The organism is Flavobacterium sp. 316 (assembly GCF_000967805.1).
GTDB lineage: Bacteria > Bacteroidota > Bacteroidia > Flavobacteriales > Flavobacteriaceae > Flavobacterium > Flavobacterium sediminilitoris.
This window is the reverse complement of the sequence record NZ_JYGZ01000001.1, coordinates 204,516-221,788: the sequence shown is the minus strand read 5'-3', so window position 1 is coordinate 221,788 and position 17,273 is coordinate 204,516. Positions and strand designations below refer to the sequence as shown.

The following is a 17,273-nucleotide window of genomic DNA, read 5'->3' as shown; positions in this document are numbered from 1 at the left end:
CGGTTCAGTGATTAAATGAAGTTCAGTTTTTCAATCAAACTTTTGTGCAGGTTCATAGTCTTGTTCTTCGGAATCGCAAACTACCACAAGCAGCAAAATGTTGTCTATTATAATGAAGTAAAACCAAAAAAATTAACACATTTATGAATAAAGACTAAATAATAGTAACTTTATAGAGATTTTTTTAAATTAAAAGTTTTTAGATAAAAATGAAAAATTATATTTTCCTGTTATTCATTATCACCGTTAAACTATTTGGGCAAAACAATACTCAAATTATACCCACAAAAAAACTATCACCTTCAGAAATATATACTAAAGAATATGATTTTATTGATGAAGAAGAACAAAAATTTGAAAAATTTAAAAGACAAATAAAGTCTGTTACAACAGAAGATTATTTAGAAAAAATTAGAACCTACTCAAAAGATTCTTTAAAAACACTAGCCATAAAACTGCTAAGTCTAAAAGAATTAAATGAAAAAAAATTACTTCAAAAAGATATTTCACTAAATTCAGAATATTATATTCGCTTACTTGAAGAATTAAAATCTAGTGAAATAAATAATCAAGAATATTTTTTTCTAGAAAAAGAATTGAATAGCTACTATTTGATTAATTTAGAAAAGAAACAAACTTTTAGCATAATCCTAAACATTATCTTTGGAATCATAATAGCAATTCTTATCTATACTATTTACTCATTAAAATCTCAAAAAAGATTAAACATTATTGAAGAACTTAGTAATCAAGAAATAAAAATTAAAGAGCATATACTAAATGGTAAAAGCAATAAAGAAATTGCAGAAGAACTCTTTATTAGTTTAAACACTGTTAAAACACACATCACTAATATTTATAGCAAGTTAAATGTCTCTAATAGAAAAGAATTAATTAATAAATTTCAAAAATAGTACCAGTACTAGTACTTAAATCATACAACAGAAAAAGCACTTTAAAGAGTGCTTTTTTTTTATTTGTAGAAGTATTAATTAAAAACACTATTAAAATAAAATGCTTAAAAAATATTATTCATTCGCATTATTCTTCTCTTGTTTAATTGGACTTTCACAAAATAATTTTACTTTAAAAATAGAACTCATAGGTTCAGGAAATGAAACTATAAAAGAAGGTAATGCCTATCTATTTGATGCAAAAACAAACCAAATTATTAAAACAGAATCTATTGTAGATAAGCAATTAATTTTTACTTCATTAAACGAAGGAAATTATACGCTTCTTATTACTTGTGAAGAGTTTGAAGAATTTGAACAAAAAGTTTTTTTAAATAAAAATCTAACTTTAAAAATAGAATTAACTAAAATTAATTTTACTGAACTAAACGAAATTGTAGTAAAAGGGAATAAAAAGACTTTTACAAATTCAAACGGAAACATTAAAGTCGATATTGCCAATTCTATTTTTAAAGCCATTCCAAATCCAATAGATTTACTTTCAAAACTTCCAGGGATACAAATAAGTGGAGATCAGGAAAACATATCTATAATTGGGAGAGGAAACCCATTAATTTATATAGATAATCAAAGAGTAGGAATAAATGATTTAAATACTTTATCGGTTGAAGATATTAAGACACTAGAAATTATCAAAAACCCTTCGTCTAAATATGAAGCCGAAGGAAGAGCAGTAATTTTAATTACAAGAAAACTAAGCAAAAAAGACAAATTTGAAACTACTATTTCTGAAGTTGCTTCAGTTAAAAAAAGATTTAATAATTACTTAGGAATAAATTCAAATTTTAAAAAGAATAAAACCGAAATAAAAACTAATTTCAACTACAATCAATTAAATCCTTGGGAAAGTGCAGCGAATAATCTTGAAATTCCAAATGACAATATAACTTCAAATTTTATTGCCGAATCATACTCCAAAAGACGTCAATTTATTCTAGGAGGTGGTCTTTATCATCAAATTAATGAAAATGATTATTTATCATTCAATTTGAGTGGAAAAATTCAAAAAGATAATGACGAAAACACGACTAATACTTTCCATGATCAAAACAATGTTCAAAATAAAATTGAAACATTAAATAATAATGATGAAAATAGAAACTTTTTAAATTCATTTGTTAACTACAACAAAAAAATAAAACCTTTAGACATAAACTTATTTACAGGTTTCCAATTCTCTAATTTTAATCAAAAATCAAATAGCATTATCCAAAACAATTATGATAACACTCAATTTGACTTAACACAAAACAGAAATCAAAAATTTAATGTAGATGTATTTTCAGGAAGAACTGATTTAGAAAAAACATTTAAAAATGAAATGAAATGGGAAGTTGGAGCCTTATACTTATCAGCAGAAGCTAATACTGATTTTGAAGTTTTAGACTTTATTTCAAATAATAATGAAAACTCAAATTATAATTTTAAAGAGAAAAACATATCAGGTTATACACAATTATCTGGTAAAATTAAAAAGATAAATTACTCATTAGGTTTACGAACAGAAAACACAAGCATTAAAGGAAAATATGCAAATGATACTTTTTTATTAATCGATAAAGATTACACTAATTTTTTTCCTAAAATCCAGCTTGACATTCCCATTGATAGCACAAAAACTATAAGCTTTAATTATGCTAAAAGTATTTCAAGACCCAATTATTCATCAACAAGCCAAATATCAATTTATACAAACCCTTATTTAGTTTATTCAAGAAATATTAATTTAAATCCAACAATTACAGATGAAATTTCGGGAACTTTTCAGTACAAAGACAAATCTGTAAAGCTAAATTTCTATCGTAGCAAAGATCCTGTAAATTTTGCGTTTTCATATGATTCTACTGTTAACTTAATTACATTCAATTCTATTAATTATACCAAAGAATCGGGTATTGATTTAGAGTTTACACTTCCATTTAAACATAACATTTGGAGTTCAACAAACAGTTTTAATTTTATTGTAAACAAAATCGAAGATAAATCTGCTGTTTTTAATGAATCAAAACCTTATTTATATTATTATTCAAATCATATTTTCGAATTACCAAAAGAATTTAATTTCTCAATTACAGGTTGGGGTTTTACAGAAAGAAAGGAAGGAATTTTTAAGCGAAATTCATTATTCATCATGAATTTAACCTTGTCTAAAACATTACTTAAAAATCTTGATTGCACAGTAAGCTTTAATGATGTTTTCAGAAATATGAATTTTAATGAAGATTTAACCATAAACAATATCGCTTCTAAAGGAATATATTATACGGATACAAGAGAAATATCACTTTCAATACGTTATAAATTTGGAAAGATTAAAGATTCAAATTATCAAGAAAGAGATATTGACCAAAACTCGAATAGAATTAGATAAAAAACAACACACAACAGCCATAGCTATTGCACAACCCTTCTAAAAAACTATTTTTTAAAAATAATTAATAAAATAAATCTCTTTTGAAGCCATTTAAAAGAGCCTTATTTTTTGAAATAAGTACTATTTTATAAAACAGCATAACTTAAAAAACGTTTTTTTATATTCGAGTTTTTAAACGTAGAGAACCACAAACTTGTCATGCTGTAAGCATCCCAATAGCAACTAACTCTATAATACTATACATTAGTTTAGGTATTTTTATGAAAAGAATGTTAAGTCCTTGTATAACTTCCACATACGCTCCACACCCAAAGGGACGTAGATTGTGTTGAATGATTATACTGAAAATAATACTCCAAACCACCACTCCGTCTGTTCGAGTTTTTTTATGAAATAAAATGGAATAAAACTTCTCGATACGCTTCGCACTCGAAGTGACGAGTATCGAGAACTCGAGAACCACAAAAAACACTCCCTTACAGAAAACCGTAAAATAAATAAAAAGCATCTTATTTTACCAAAGCAAACAAAACACATTGTAAAAAGAATAGGTTAGGTTTGTAAGTATAAAAATATACTTTATCACACATACCTAACCAATACAAGTTGGCTTTGTATGATTTTGTTACACTTAATAAACAAGTTATCTGCAATGCCAAAAAAATCATAGAAATCGACATCTTCTGAAAAAAAAATACAAGAAAAATAAAATCCTTAACAAAACAATATAACCTTAATTAAATTTGATTTTTGTTACCTTTGTTACTATGATAATAGAGAAAATAAATATCGAGCCCTTAAAAGATGAACTGCCTAGTGAATACGCTGACAGATTAGGTATTTATTATACAAAATCAGTTTCTATTAAACATAAAAAAGAAAGCGGACAGTTTTTCACACCTACTCCAATTGCAAATTTAATGGCTTCATTTTCAGATTTAAAAAGTGAAAGTTTAAGAATATTAGATCCAGGTTGTGGAGCAGCAGTTTTAACTTGTGCATTAATAGAAAACCTAACAAATAAGAATAAAAAACTAAACTTTGTTGACATAGTTGCTTACGAAACTGATCCAAATTTAATCTCATTTTCTCAAAAAGCATTAGATTATTTAAAATTTTGGCTTAAAGAAAGAAATGTTAAATTTCAATATCTTTTGCATATTCACGATTTTATTTTAGATAATGCTAAAGCATTAAAAACAAAAACTTTATCAAAAAATAATTTTGATTTAATAATCTCTAATCCTCCTTATTTCAAATTAGCAAAAGATGATATAAAAACCATTGCGGCAAAAGAACTTGTAAGTGGACAACCAAATATTTATTCCATATTTATGGGAATTGCTTCCAAATTATTAAAAGAAAACGGAGAATTAATTTTTATTACTCCAAGAAGCTTTGCTTCAGGAAATTATTTTAAAGCTTTTAGACAACTTTTTTTTAAAACTGTACAAATTGATAAAATTCATTTATTCAATTCTCGAAAAGATACTTTTAATAGAGATAGTGTTTTACAAGAAACCGTTATTATTAAAGCAATTAATGAACCTATAAATCCAAACAAACAAGTTATAATATCATCGAGTTTAGGAATAAAAGATATATTTGAACCTTCTGTCAAATATTTTCTTTCATCCGAATTAATTGATATGAAATCAGAAGAAAAAATATTACACTTACCAACAAATGACAAAGAAGAAAGTATTTTAAATCTAGTTACTTCTTGGAAAAATAATTTAATAGATCACAATATACAAATCTCGACCGGACCAGTTGTTTCATTTCGTTCTTGGGATTATATCCAAAATAACTATCAAAATGGAACCGTTTTTTTAGCACCTTTATTTTGGTTGCACAATGTAAATAAAATGTTTCTAGAATGGCCAATTACATCAAAAAATAAAGGTCAATTTATCAAAATAGAAGACAGTTCAAAATCTATCTTGCTTCCTAACAAGAATTATATTTTTTTAAGACGTTTCAGTACAAAAGATGATAAAAGTAGACTGATTGCTTCTCCTTATTTTTGCAATTATGCAAAATCTAATTTTATCGGAGTGGAAAATAAATTAAATTATATTTATAGAAAAAATGGACATTTAGAACGAAGTGAAGTGGCAGGACTTTGTGCATTGCTGAATAGCGAATTATTTGACACATATTTCCAAATATTTAATGGAAATGTAAATGTAAGTGCAACAGAATTAAGAGGTATGAAAATACCAACATTAAATGAAATAAAAGAAATAGGAAATAAAATAATACTAACAAATGATTATTCAATGGAAAACGTAAACCAAATCGTGAACTCCTATTTTGAATTTGAGAATATTTTTATATAAAATTATGAGCAAATTACTTGAAGCGCAAGAAATATTAAAAACAATTGGTTTACCGCCAGCACAATATAATGAAATGTCAGCACTTACCTTTTTGGCTATTTGCAACATAAAAGAAAACGATAATTGGGCAAATGCAACTAAACAAAGTTTAGGTGTTACGAAAGGTATAATGATTTTTGTAAATGAAAATTACAATAAAAATTACGCTCCAAATACAAGAGAAACATTTCGAAGAAATGTTTTACACCAATTTGTACAAGCAAGATTAGTAGATTATAATCCTGACAATCCTAATTTACCAGTAAATAGTCCAAGAGCTCATTATGCAATTACAAATGAATTTTTAGAAGTTGTAAAAACCTATAAAACAAAAGGTTGGAATAATTCAGTAAAAAAATTCATTTCAATTGTTGGTAAACTTTCCGAAGTTTATTTAAAGGAAAGAGAATTAATTCAAATTCCTGTTAAACTTGCAAACGGAGATATAATAAAACTTTCAGCAGGAAAACATAATGAAGTTCAAGCAGCAATTGTAGAACAATTCGCACCAAGATTTGCAAATGGTGGTACTTTACTATATTTAGGTGATACAGCGAAAAAGGACTTATATGTTAATGAAGAAAAATTAAAAGAGTTAGGAATTCCAATTGACCAACACAGCAAATTACCTGATGTTGTAATATTTGATTCTGAAAGAAGTTGGCTTTTCCTAATAGAAGCAGTTACTTCTCACGGACCAGTTTCTCCGAAAAGAATTGTGGAATTAGAAGAGTTTCTAAAAAACTGTAAAATTGGAAAAGTCTATGTAACTGCATTTCCTGATATGAGCGAATTTAAAAAGCACTCATCAAATATTGCTTGGGACACAGAAGTTTGGTTAATGGAAGTTCCAGACCACATGATACATTTCAACGGCGATAGATTTATGGGACCAAGATAAACCGAAAATGGCATTACCTACAACAGCCATAGCTATTGCACAACCCTTCTAAAAAACTATTTTTTAAAAATAATTAATAAAATAAATCTCTTTTGAAGCCATTTAAAAGAGCCTTATTTTTTTGAAATAAGTACCATTTTATAAAACAGCATAACTTAAAAAACGTTTTTTTATATTCGAGTTTAAACATAGAGAACCACAAACTTGTCATGCTGTAAGCATCCCATTAGCAACTAACTCTATAATACTATACATTAATTTGAGTGTTTTTATGAAAAAAATATTGAGGTTCTTGTATAACTTCTCCATACGCTCCACACCCGAAGTGACGAGTATCGAGAACTCGAGAACCACAAAAAACACTCCCTTACAGAAAACCGTAAAATAAATAAAAGCATCTTATTTTTACCAAAACAAAGCAAACAAAACACATTGTAAAAAGAAAATTTGCAAACCATTACAAGTTGGCAACAAGTAAAAATAAAAGTCTAATCAATATTTTGAATAATAGAATTTAAGTGTTTTTCATAACCATTAATATACTCTTCAATATTTGGGTTTTTAACAACATCAAAACAATGAAAATTCGATAAATCTTGGAAACCACAAAATCTATAATTCAAAATAAGGTTGAATAATACATCATCAGCTTTTTTCCCTTTCATTAATTGCTGACTTACATCATTAAAACAATTTTCGGGAGCATTCCATGTTGCTACAACAAATACTTTTTTATCTTTTAAAAGACCTCCAGTTCCATATTGCTTTGAAATATCTGAACGAGTTCTCCCATCGCCATCTAACATAGTATTAGATAAAAGCCCTTCCATGAAAACTTCATCAACATATCTTTTATAAATCCAAGGTGTATTAAACCAAAAAATTGGAGTATGTATTATAATTAAATCCGCTTTAAGGTGTTTTTCAACTTCAGTTTTTGAATCATAACCTTTACCTATAAACGTTTCTTCCAAATGCCAATTTTGATTCTTAAAAAAAAGTCTCGTAGTATCAGCTAAAGTTTTGTTTAATTTTCCCTCTGAGATACCTTCATATTTTTGATGAGTATGTATTATTAATAATTCTTTCATTATTTACTATTATTATTTATTTGCAAATTTGACAAATAACTACATACTTGTCAAGTACTTACCTCTTAGTAAGTAACTTACTAAAAACTCGGAAAAACGTAATTTGAATGGAAACACGTGAAAAAATAATTAAAAAAAAATCAACAAGCAAAAGAATACTTAATAATAATGGAATGGAGTAATCAGAATCGGAATTAAAAAATATCGAGATCGTATACTGAAACAATACTTCTCAATACGCTTTGCTCTCGAAATGACGTGTATAGAGAATAAGACAACAGAAAACGACTACTAAACCCCACCTACTCCCCTATTTTAGTATGAGGAATGACATTGGCTTTGCACAATCGGTATAATTTTTCTTTCACTAAAATTAAAAAGCTGTTTAATATCCGTACTATCTAGCCAATCTTCTTCTTTATGCGGCATTAAGTCTAAAAGTAAAACCTTCATAAGTGTAATTTTTCTTTTTAAATATTCAATTTCTTTTTTCATAACGTAAAGGTTTTTAAGTACAAAAAACAAATACTAAAACCATTCCATTTTATAAGACAAATTTGTTAAAACAACAACAATTAACACTAATTATTCTATTTTTTACTTTTTATGAAACGAAAATTGAAATTTTACATCAATTTTTCTATTCGTTGTGTTTAAAACAAGATTCATCTTATATTTCTACCCTAAAAAATACTAAACTAAAAAAGTACAAGATCTAAACTCTGTGCCTTTTCACTTCCTAAAATTTAGTTACCATACCATTATACAACAACAATAGTTCCTAAACTAGCACTTAGTAAATGTTTATGACTGTTAACTAATGACTAAAAGAAACTATTTATCATAATCCAACAACTTTGCCAAAATCACTAAAAATAGGGCTCGTGAATGGTTTTGACGTGTTTTGACCGGTTTTGACGTGTTTTGATGTGTTTTGACGTACTTAAAGGGGTTAAATAAGGCCTTTGTTCGGAGATTGTTCGGAAAAGCTTCGGTCAAGCAGCGGTAAACAGGCACTTTTTCGCAACAACTTCCGAACGAAACTGCTACTTGACTGCTACTAAACCTAAAAAATTAGTGGTTAGTGGTTAGTGGTTAGTGGTTAGTGGTTAGTGGTTAGTGGAAGTTAAAAAAAGTAGCACGCTTCATCTTTTCTTCTTCAAATTTCAAACATTTTATCTCAAAATTGTTACCCTGTAAAGAGTTTCATTAGCCGTTTTTCAAGGCTATTATAAATGTTGTTTTTATGAAAAGAATGTTGAGTTCTTGTATAACTTCTCGATACGCTTCGCACTCGAAGGGATGTGTGTATTAAGAACCACAAACTTGTCATGCTGTAAGCATCCCATTAGCAATGGAAGTTTTTGTATAACTTCTCGATACGCTGCGCACTCGAAGGGACGTAGTTTGAGTCGTCAGTTCGAACTGACAAAAAAATTATCAAAAATTAATTACACCCAACAGGTTAAATATAATATTTTTTAATTATATATACCAATTACGCAAATTATAATCAGGATGCAATGACCTGAATAGTTACGATTTATAGGTTTTTGATTATTTTGTTGACACTTTTTTAATTTATTAAAAACTTTCGTATATTTGGGTGTTGCCACCAATTATGAAAAAAATACTGCTGATATTAATAATTCTACTTTCAAATCAAACTTTTGCTCAAAAAAATCTTGATGAAAAAATTGATGAAGGAATAGAATTATATCAAAATGGAAAAGAAAAGAAAGCTCTGAAGGTCTGGAAAGGAATTGAAAAGAAAGCTGACAAACCATCATCGACATACGGAACAACGCTTGGAAATATTCTGTATTACTACATACAAAATGACGATGAAAAAAATATTTTGGAATACTATCAAAAAATAGTTGATTCTGATTTAAATGACAGAGATGAAAACTACGAAATTGGAAAACCTTATAAAAATTATCGCTATCACGCTACTATGAGATTAGCGAGTTACTATGGTAAAAAAGGAGAGTTTGAAAAAGGTTTGAGCTACGTTGAAAAAGCAGACAATGACATAACTTTTGAAACCACTTCTCTAACTTCTTTTATTTTTCAAAAAGTAGATTTGGCATTTTGGAAATACCGATTTTTAAATGATTTGGGAGAAAAGGAAAAAGCGGTATCTAAATTAATTGAAAGAGCTTTTGAATATGATTATAAATCTATGTACCCGAATTGGGCAACTGTATCACCAAGCAATGATGAAAACGAATTAGCCGAAACCATTTGCTCTGAATTTGAAGATTTAGAAAAACTTAAATTGGATATAGATAATGGAATAGCTAATCTGACTCTTGACAAAGAAAAAAATATAATCAAATTAAACATTGACGGAACTGAATATGAAATAAATTTGTATTCCGATTTAGGGAATAATGAACAATGTAAAGAGTATTTACAGAATTCATTTTTCTATCAATATTTAACAGAAAAAATAAAAAAATAACTGGTGGCAACAATGTATAACCGCAATTACGGCGGATTCGACTACGTCCGAATCCACTCGGAATTGCTAACGTCTGTGCTTAACCGAAAATTACTAACTTTAAATCCGTAACTAACGATTATACGAGACCGTTAGCAAATATTAAAAATCAACTATGAAATATATTTACATTTTACTGACAGTAATGATTTTAGTTGGCTGTAAAGAAAACAATAAAGAAATGGAGGCTTTTACGAAACTTGAAGACGCTCGAAATTATGTAACTGAATCATTTGATGAAAAAGAAGAAATTCTAATGATTTCGGATGAATTAAATGACGCTATGGGAATGAATATGGCAATCATAGGGGACGGAATTTTAAAAAAAGGATATATGCCAAAAGGATTTGAGCAAAAAGATGGGTATCGGATTTATAAATACGAAAGAGAATAAAAGTGGACGAAATTTATCCTGAATTAATTGATTATATTCATCAATACTGTTCTGAATTCAATACTGAGCTTGAGAGAAAAGCAAGAAATCATAATATCGGAATGAGTAAATGGGGAAGTCGAGAGAATTTACCTCCAAAATTAATTGAGCTAAGAGATAGGCATATTTCTACTGATAAAAATGTTTTAAAGCTATTAGAAAATGGATTTGAGGAATTCAAAATAAAATCTGCAACAAGGATTTATAAAGAACATAAAAATGAATTGACATTAAATTTATGTCCGAAATGCGGAAAAATAGCTCGTACACCAAACGCAAAACAATGTAGATTTTGTCGTTATGATTGGCATTGATAATTAAAATAACATTTGCTAACTTAAGATGTATATAAGTAATAGCGGTTTAAGTCATAAAACGAAAGTGTTAACATAAAACAAAGGTCAGTGCAAAACCGAAAGGTTCGTGAGTAGAAATCCGCTACTACTTATATACTAGACCGTTTAGCAGTAACATTATGAAAAAAACGCTTAAAATCATATTCCTTTTTATTTCAATAAGTTCTTTTGGTCAAAAGATGACATTTATAAAAGATGAAATTATGGATAACTATATGGAATCTGGTTATTCTACAAAAAATTTTATTCCAAAAGGTGAAACTGATAGTCAAAAACAAAGACAAGGAGTCTGGAAAGATTATGAAGTAATAAAAGATTTTACTTGTATCAATGATGAATTTAAACCAAAACAGGTTTTTGGAAACTTCCTTTTATATGGGGAAGGAAATTATATAGACGGAAAGAGAAATGAAAAGTGGATGATCTATACAATTGAAGATTTAACTTTTAAAAAGATTCTTCAAAAAGAAGTAAATTACAATAAAGGAATTCTTGAAGGTGAATTTAAATATTTCTTTCCAAATGAAAAACTTGCAATGATAGGTCAATATAAAAATAATGAACTCGAAGGAGTAATAAAAAGTTTTCATCCAAATGGAAAAATATATGGAACAAGATTTTATAAAAATGGATTAAAGGATGGTAAACACATTTATATATATTCAAACGGAAAAACTGAATTAGAACACAGTTTTATTAATGGAATAAAAGATGGTCCCTACCAATTAAATTATTCTAATGGCAATATTCAAGAAAAATTTAATTACAAAATGGGAAAAGAAGATGGTGTTTATCAATATTTCTATGAAAATGGACAATTATGGATTGAAAAGACATATGAAAATGGATTACTGTTAAATGTTAAAGGGAGTTACTCAAAAGATGGAAACTTAAGAGATAAAGGCACTTTAAAAAATGGTAATGGTACCGTTATTCATTACACAGAAGAAGGCAAAATCTACGCCATAATAACATTTAAAAATGGCTTAAAAGTAAAAGGAGAAAATTTCTAAAACTAAATGCTACTGCTAACAGTGGTTTTGCGAGATTGCGAAAAAAGTGCGAAAATCACATTTTTCTCACGCAAGAAACTCTATCTTAGCAGAAAGTCCACGGCTACGAAGTTCGCAACCTCGCAAAGCCACGGGACGTAATGCCGTCAAACTACTATTCATAAATAATGAACAATAAGAAAGTACTATTACCAGTTTTCATAATTCTATTCTTTTTTTCAATTTCCATAACCGCTCAAACAAACATTACAAATAAAATTGACTCACTGATGAAGTGGTCATATGAAAATGGAATGTTTAACGGAAATATCCTTGTATCAAGAAATAACGACATTATTTACAACGCTTCGTTTGGTTACGCAGATGCAAATAAAACTACAAAACTAAGAAGCGATTATAAATTCAATATTGGCTCAATCACAAAGGAATTTAGTGCTGTTGCTTTACTGCAATTAAAAGAAAAAGGAAAACTTGAACTAAATGATAAGATTTCTAAATTTTTTCCTGAATTACCAAAATGGTCAAATGAAGTAACTATAAAAGATTTACTTCGCTATACAAGCGGAATCCCAAATGTAAATTGGAAGAAAATAAAAAGTAATAAAGATATTTTTGAGGACTTAAAATTAATTGACACACTAGATTTTAAACCTGGAACAAAATATGATTACAATAACAATAACATTTTTCTTAGACAGTTTATAGTTGAAAAAATAACTGGAGAAGACTACAGAAATTATGTAAGCAAACACATTTTTAAACCATACAAAATGAGTTCGGCTGAAATTACGCCTATTGAAAATGAAAAAAATATAGCGAAAGGATTTAACAGTAAATTAATTGAAGACAAACCAGATTTTTTAGTGGGTGGAACTTTCATAACTACAAGCGACTTATTGAAATTTTTAAATTGCCTTCATACAAATAAAATAATAAATAAGAAGTCCTTGTATGAACTTGGTCAACATTTTAATAGTGAGAATGTTCAGTCTGCTTTAGGCGAAGCAAAATACAAAAACAAACGCTTGGTTGAACATTTACATGATGGAAGAGCTGGAAATTATGATGCAATTATGATTTCGGACTTAGAAAGTAATTTTAGTATAATACTTTTGAGTAATAATTATCAAGGTAAAATTTTCGAAATTTCAGATGCTATTATTTCAATACTGAAAAATCAAAAATTCAATTTACCAAAGAAAGAAAATAATTGAAAAATTGGCACTACAGCTAACAGTGTATTAGCAAAAGACGGGGTTGAATTCCAAATTGGAAGCTCAATTATTTTTTTGTCGCAAAAACTTTTCTGTTTCCATATTTTTAGTAATTTAGTTAACAAAAAAAGTTTTTTGCTCGGTTCAGTTTTTAGTTGAAATTTATGTTTGTAAAAGCCCGCCCTTCGCAAATACTTTTCTCGTTATGCACAAGTTATAAAAAAATCGTAATAATCAAGAATGAAAGATTACCGAAATGAAGAATTAGAAAGATTAGCTTCAAACGAAATGCTAACTGAATGTTTTAAATTTATTGAATCAGTTTTAGGATACAAGTTATCTGCAATTGACAAACAACCATTTCTGTTTTTTCATAATTTCATTACTAATCCTCAACCAGAATTTATATCAAATTGGAGAAATGATTCAAAAAGAGAAATATGGTATCATAAATTTACGAATAGAATACTTGGGGATGTTCAAAATGCGTTCCCGTGCGTCCTTTATCATTTTGATAAGTTAGTCGATTTAGAAAATTCTTTACTTTCAGGAGTTGAAAAATATAATTATAGGAAAATTATTAGCCAAAATTCAGGAATGGGCGGTGGCAATACATTAATCTTTGACTTTGAATATCAAGCTTATATTTTAGCTTTTAGAAGATGCTTAGATTACTTAGCAAGAGCAATTTGCTCCTATTTCATGCAAGATTATAATTCGTTCAGAACTCTTGGAGAATTTCTAAAAAAAATTAACCGTCCAATTGTTGCTGAACCTTTAATCACATTACACGAAAAATATTCTCAGAATTTTGATTTTGTTTTATCAGATGGAGAGCGCAAATCTGTTAGAGATATAATTTCACACTATGAATTTGTTTCCGTAGGAACAATAAATTTAAGTAAGCGTGGAATTGTTATTGCTGGAGGTGGTAAAAATGAATTTATAATTTATGGAGAGGGAAATATGCTGCTATCTGAAGTTCTACAAAAGTAAGTTTCTGATTTACGATTGTGCATAAGAGAATTTATTTATACATACGTTGACTCGATAAAAAAAGAACAGATTTTAAAGAAAAAAAATTAACCTGTGCATAACAGCGGTTTTGCGAAATTTGGGCGTAAAAGCTTAATGGAATGATCTTTTTGTATATTTGGCTTCAGTCCAAATGGAAAGGTTTGGGGCAATATAAACCCAAACTTCGCAAAGCCACGGGACGTTGTAAAGAGACACCCCGAAAACTTTAAGTGGAAATAATTAGACGCTTATAACATTCAATTTGTAGAACCTAAACGGCAAAAAATAATGAATAAAGAAAGAGACGACATTCCACTATGGACTTGGCTAAACGGACAATTTTTATTTCAATTTCAAGAAGAACTTGAAAAAAATCCCAGTAAAACTATTTCAGAATTTTTCAATGACTTTTGTAATGAACCATTTCCAGGAAGTAATAAATGTAATTTTTATCAAACAAAAAACCAAGGGACAATAATCATTTTGTTGTACGGACTGATGGTAATTCCAAAAGAAATTTGGGAAAAAACTAATACAAATTTCCCTTTTAAGACAAAGGAAAAATTCACATTCAATCCACCGACAGACACAAATATTAGCACTTTGGAGTTTTTACGGCTATTTAGAAATTCAATTGCCCACGCTAATTTTTCATTAGACACTAATACTGAAAAATGGACATTTTGGAACATTAACAGAAGTAATATTAAAAACTTTGAAGTAAGTGTGAAACACTTTGACCTTGGACTTTTTACAGCAGAAATCGGAAAATATTATTTAAATGATGTTAGACCTAAATAGCAGACAAAAAGAACAACGAACCACCAACAGGCGTTTGGCAAAAAAGCGGGTTCAGTGCTTAAATGAAGTTTTGTGCTTCGTATCAAGTTCAGTGCTGGCAGACAGTTTAGTGCTTCGAAATCCGCTTCTTTGCCAAGCGCCAAAACGTTAGCAGATAGTTTCTCCTAAAAAACGTAAAAAAATATCCTCAATGAAATTCTATATAATATATCTTTTTTGTCTCTTCAGCATTATAGGAATTGCACAGAGTAATTTTCAAAATGATAGCGTTTCAAAAACCCAAATAAAATTATTGAATTCCGAATACAAAGATTTTGTATCAGTAAAAAATAAATTATATGCTATATCCCAAAATAATGATTTAATTGAAATTGATTTAAAGAAAGATAATTTCAAATTAATTAAAAATAACATTACTGCAATAGCAAAAAAATCAAATAACGAATTGGTATTTGGAAGTAAAGATGGTAGAATATTTATACTAAATAACAAACATAAAGTTAACCAGATTGAGAAAATCGATGCAGAAATATTTTCTGTACTAATAAATTCAAAAGATGAATATATAATTTATTCTAACAAATCTATTTACTACAATAGAAAAGATTATATACCTAAAAAGGAAACCAACTTTTATGGTAAAGTTAGAGCAAAGTACACTGGAAAACAACTAATTGAACCTGATTTCATTTATTTAGATAGAATGAATTTTATTTGGTTTGCCTATGATGAAGGTGAATGGGGAGGAAATGTTTATTATTTTGATTTAAATAAAAAAGAATTCATTTACGATGATTGGTTAAGACTTGACGATGGGATTAATTATAAAGATAGAAATGAGTATTTCACAAAATTAAAAGAAAAATATCCAGAAATAATTAAAGTTATAGAAAAGGATACAGTTTATAAATATCCTTATAGTTTAGGTATTTCAAGTGTAACCAAAGGTGCTACTTACAATAACAAAGGTGAACTTTTCACCACTTCAAGTGATGTCCTTAACTCAATATACGCAACAAGAAATGGTTTCCATTATTTTGTTGATGGTACTATTAAAAAAATCACAAATAAGGATAGTGATTATTATACATCTTGTTTTGACCAAGATATTCTTGAAGCCGAAAGATATAAGATTGCTTTTGAGAGAAATTTTATGGGTTTTAAAAATAAAGATAGAGAATTAAGAGAAAACATATTAACCGAAAATGAAGTTAATATTTTAGGTTATATTTCATATAACAAATACGATAGTAATTTATACTTCTTTAGCTCTAAAGGTTTTTATACTTTAAATAATTTAGATTGTTCATTTTCAAAAAAACTATTTTTTAACCCAAAACTAATATGTAATTCAGAGTATGAGAAAGACTATTGTTTACATTTAAATGTGATTAAGTTTGAATTTATAAGTGAAAAAGAAATTATATTTCTAACCAAAAATGATGGAATTGGATACTATAATGGTGAAAGTATAAAATATTTTAGATAACTTGAATAATAAAACCATCTGCTAACACAGGTAACTGTTGCACAACTACCATTTTTTAAAACATCCCGAAGCTTCAGAATCAAAATCATAAAAATCCAACCTTTTTTAAAGTGATTTAAAGGAGGTTTATTTTTTGAGATTAGTGTAGTTTTACAAAAACAGCATAGCTTAAAAAACGTTTTTATATTCAAGTTTTTAAATGGAGAGAATCGGAGTAAAACTTCTCGATATGCTGTGCACTCGAAGGGACGTAGATTATGTTGAATGATTATACTCAAAATAATACTCCAAACCACCACTCCGTCAGTTCGAATGTTTTTTAAGAAATGCGAATAGCAATTTCATAAAAAATGTATCGAGAACCACAAAAAACGCCCCTTTACGGAAAACCGTAAAACAAATAAAACAAAACATCTTATTTTTACCAAAACAAAGCAAACAAAACACATTGTAAAAAGAAAAATCGCAAACCATTTAGCCTTTAGTACGTATAAATACGTATAAAAAAGCATGAAAAATACGTATTTATACGTATTGCAAGACTAAAAAGAATAGTTTAGGTTTGTAAGGAATAAATAATAACGAACAGGCTTTATCATACCTATTTACCTAAAACTAGATGATTTTGTATAGCTTTATCATTAATAGAAACAAGTTATAAGTAAGCTTAAACAAGCCGCACATTTAGTTTTTTGCCGAAACAAAAACCAACGCTGAAAAACC

The 17,273-nt window shown here is 28.0% G+C and carries 14 protein-coding genes; 12 read left to right on the top strand and 2 right to left on the bottom strand.

Annotated elements, in window-relative coordinates:
- Positions 1–209 precede the first annotated feature (209 nt).
- From SY27_RS00995 to SY27_RS00975, 4 genes are all read left to right on the top strand, one after another.
- Positions 210–914: a response regulator transcription factor gene (locus tag SY27_RS00995; protein WP_045966585.1), complete on the top strand. Its 705-nt coding sequence runs from the start codon at positions 210–212 to the stop codon at positions 912–914.
- A 100-nt stretch (positions 915–1,014) separates the two neighbouring features.
- Positions 1,015–3,345: an outer membrane beta-barrel family protein gene (locus SY27_RS00990; protein ID WP_082084281.1), complete on the top strand. Its 2,331-nt coding sequence runs from the start codon at positions 1,015–1,017 to the stop codon at positions 3,343–3,345.
- 770 nt (positions 3,346–4,115) lie between these two features.
- A complete protein-coding gene (locus tag SY27_RS00980; RefSeq protein ID WP_045966583.1) occupies positions 4,116–5,690 on the top strand; it encodes an Eco57I restriction-modification methylase domain-containing protein in 1,575 nt (524 codons plus the stop codon).
- 4 nt (positions 5,691–5,694) lie between these two features.
- Entirely contained in the window at positions 5,695–6,630 is a 936-nt protein-coding gene (locus SY27_RS00975; protein WP_045967430.1) for a BsuBI/PstI family type II restriction endonuclease, read from the top strand.
- Positions 6,631–7,118: 488 nt separating this feature from the next.
- Here the strand turns inward: SY27_RS00975 and SY27_RS00970 are convergent, their stop codons facing one another.
- Both SY27_RS00970 and SY27_RS00965 read right to left on the bottom strand, forming a co-directional pair.
- Positions 7,119–7,721, bottom strand: a complete 603-nt coding sequence (locus SY27_RS00970) for an NAD(P)H-dependent oxidoreductase (RefSeq protein ID WP_045966582.1) — start codon at positions 7,719–7,721, stop codon at positions 7,119–7,121.
- A 315-nt stretch (positions 7,722–8,036) separates the two neighbouring features.
- The gene (locus tag SY27_RS00965; RefSeq protein ID WP_045966581.1) at positions 8,037–8,216 is read right to left on the bottom strand and encodes a hypothetical protein; all 180 of its coding nucleotides are present in this window, start codon (positions 8,214–8,216) and stop codon (positions 8,037–8,039) included.
- Between the two features lie 1,126 nt (positions 8,217–9,342).
- Here SY27_RS00965 and SY27_RS00960 point away from each other — a divergent pair.
- The 8 genes from SY27_RS00960 (at position 9,343) to SY27_RS00920 (ending at position 16,550) form a co-directional block, all read left to right on the top strand.
- Complete coding sequence (locus SY27_RS00960; RefSeq protein ID WP_045966580.1) at positions 9,343–10,188, top strand: hypothetical protein; 846 nt, start codon at positions 9,343–9,345, stop codon at positions 10,186–10,188.
- Between the two features lie 154 nt (positions 10,189–10,342).
- A complete protein-coding gene (locus SY27_RS00955; protein WP_152640670.1) occupies positions 10,343–10,621 on the top strand; it encodes a hypothetical protein in 279 nt (92 codons plus the stop codon).
- 2 nt (positions 10,622–10,623) lie between these two features.
- Positions 10,624–10,974, top strand: coding sequence for a hypothetical protein (locus SY27_RS00950; protein WP_052705051.1), 351 nt, complete (start codon positions 10,624–10,626; stop codon positions 10,972–10,974).
- A 161-nt stretch (positions 10,975–11,135) separates the two neighbouring features.
- Positions 11,136–12,029 carry a toxin-antitoxin system YwqK family antitoxin gene (locus SY27_RS00945; RefSeq protein ID WP_082084280.1) on the top strand — a complete coding sequence of 298 codons (894 nt, stop codon included), beginning with the start codon at positions 11,136–11,138 and terminating at the stop codon, positions 12,027–12,029.
- Positions 12,030–12,298: 269 nt separating this feature from the next.
- Complete coding sequence (locus SY27_RS00940; protein ID WP_082084279.1) at positions 12,299–13,243, top strand: serine hydrolase; 945 nt, start codon at positions 12,299–12,301, stop codon at positions 13,241–13,243.
- Positions 13,244–13,483: 240 nt separating this feature from the next.
- A complete protein-coding gene (locus SY27_RS00930; protein ID WP_045966576.1) occupies positions 13,484–14,239 on the top strand; it encodes a hypothetical protein in 756 nt (251 codons plus the stop codon).
- Between the two features lie 309 nt (positions 14,240–14,548).
- The gene (locus SY27_RS00925) at positions 14,549–15,061 is read left to right on the top strand and encodes a HEPN family nuclease (protein WP_045966575.1); all 513 of its coding nucleotides are present in this window, start codon (positions 14,549–14,551) and stop codon (positions 15,059–15,061) included.
- A 190-nt stretch (positions 15,062–15,251) separates the two neighbouring features.
- Positions 15,252–16,550 (top strand): hypothetical protein, encoded by a 1,299-nt coding sequence (locus SY27_RS00920; RefSeq protein ID WP_152640669.1) that lies wholly within the window; start codon positions 15,252–15,254, stop codon positions 16,548–16,550.
- Positions 16,551–17,273 lie beyond the last annotated feature (723 nt).

Excerpts from the sequence above, each read along its gene's own strand:
- SY27_RS00925 (WP_045966575.1), top strand. The coding sequence starts at position 14,549 with ATGAATAAAGAAAGAGACGACATTCCACTATGGACTTGGCTAAACGGA.
- SY27_RS00920 (WP_152640669.1), top strand. The coding sequence starts at position 15,252 with ATGAAATTCTATATAATATATCTTTTTTGTCTCTTCAGCATTATAGGA.
- SY27_RS00970 (WP_045966582.1), bottom strand. The coding sequence starts at position 7,721 with ATGAAAGAATTATTAATAATACATACTCATCAAAAATATGAAGGTATC.
- SY27_RS00965 (WP_045966581.1), bottom strand. The coding sequence starts at position 8,216 with ATGAAAAAAGAAATTGAATATTTAAAAAGAAAAATTACACTTATGAAG.
- SY27_RS00975 (WP_045967430.1), top strand. The coding sequence starts at position 5,695 with ATGAGCAAATTACTTGAAGCGCAAGAAATATTAAAAACAATTGGTTTA.
- SY27_RS00990 (WP_082084281.1), top strand. The coding sequence starts at position 1,015 with ATGCTTAAAAAATATTATTCATTCGCATTATTCTTCTCTTGTTTAATT.
- SY27_RS00945 (WP_082084280.1), top strand. The coding sequence starts at position 11,136 with ATGAAAAAAACGCTTAAAATCATATTCCTTTTTATTTCAATAAGTTCT.
- SY27_RS00955 (WP_152640670.1), top strand. The coding sequence starts at position 10,343 with ATGAAATATATTTACATTTTACTGACAGTAATGATTTTAGTTGGCTGT.
- SY27_RS00995 (WP_045966585.1), top strand. The coding sequence starts at position 210 with ATGAAAAATTATATTTTCCTGTTATTCATTATCACCGTTAAACTATTT.
- SY27_RS00930 (WP_045966576.1), top strand. The coding sequence starts at position 13,484 with ATGAAAGATTACCGAAATGAAGAATTAGAAAGATTAGCTTCAAACGAA.
- SY27_RS00940 (WP_082084279.1), top strand. The coding sequence starts at position 12,299 with ATGAAGTGGTCATATGAAAATGGAATGTTTAACGGAAATATCCTTGTA.
- SY27_RS00960 (WP_045966580.1), top strand. The coding sequence starts at position 9,343 with ATGAAAAAAATACTGCTGATATTAATAATTCTACTTTCAAATCAAACT.
- SY27_RS00980 (WP_045966583.1), top strand. The coding sequence starts at position 4,116 with ATGATAATAGAGAAAATAAATATCGAGCCCTTAAAAGATGAACTGCCT.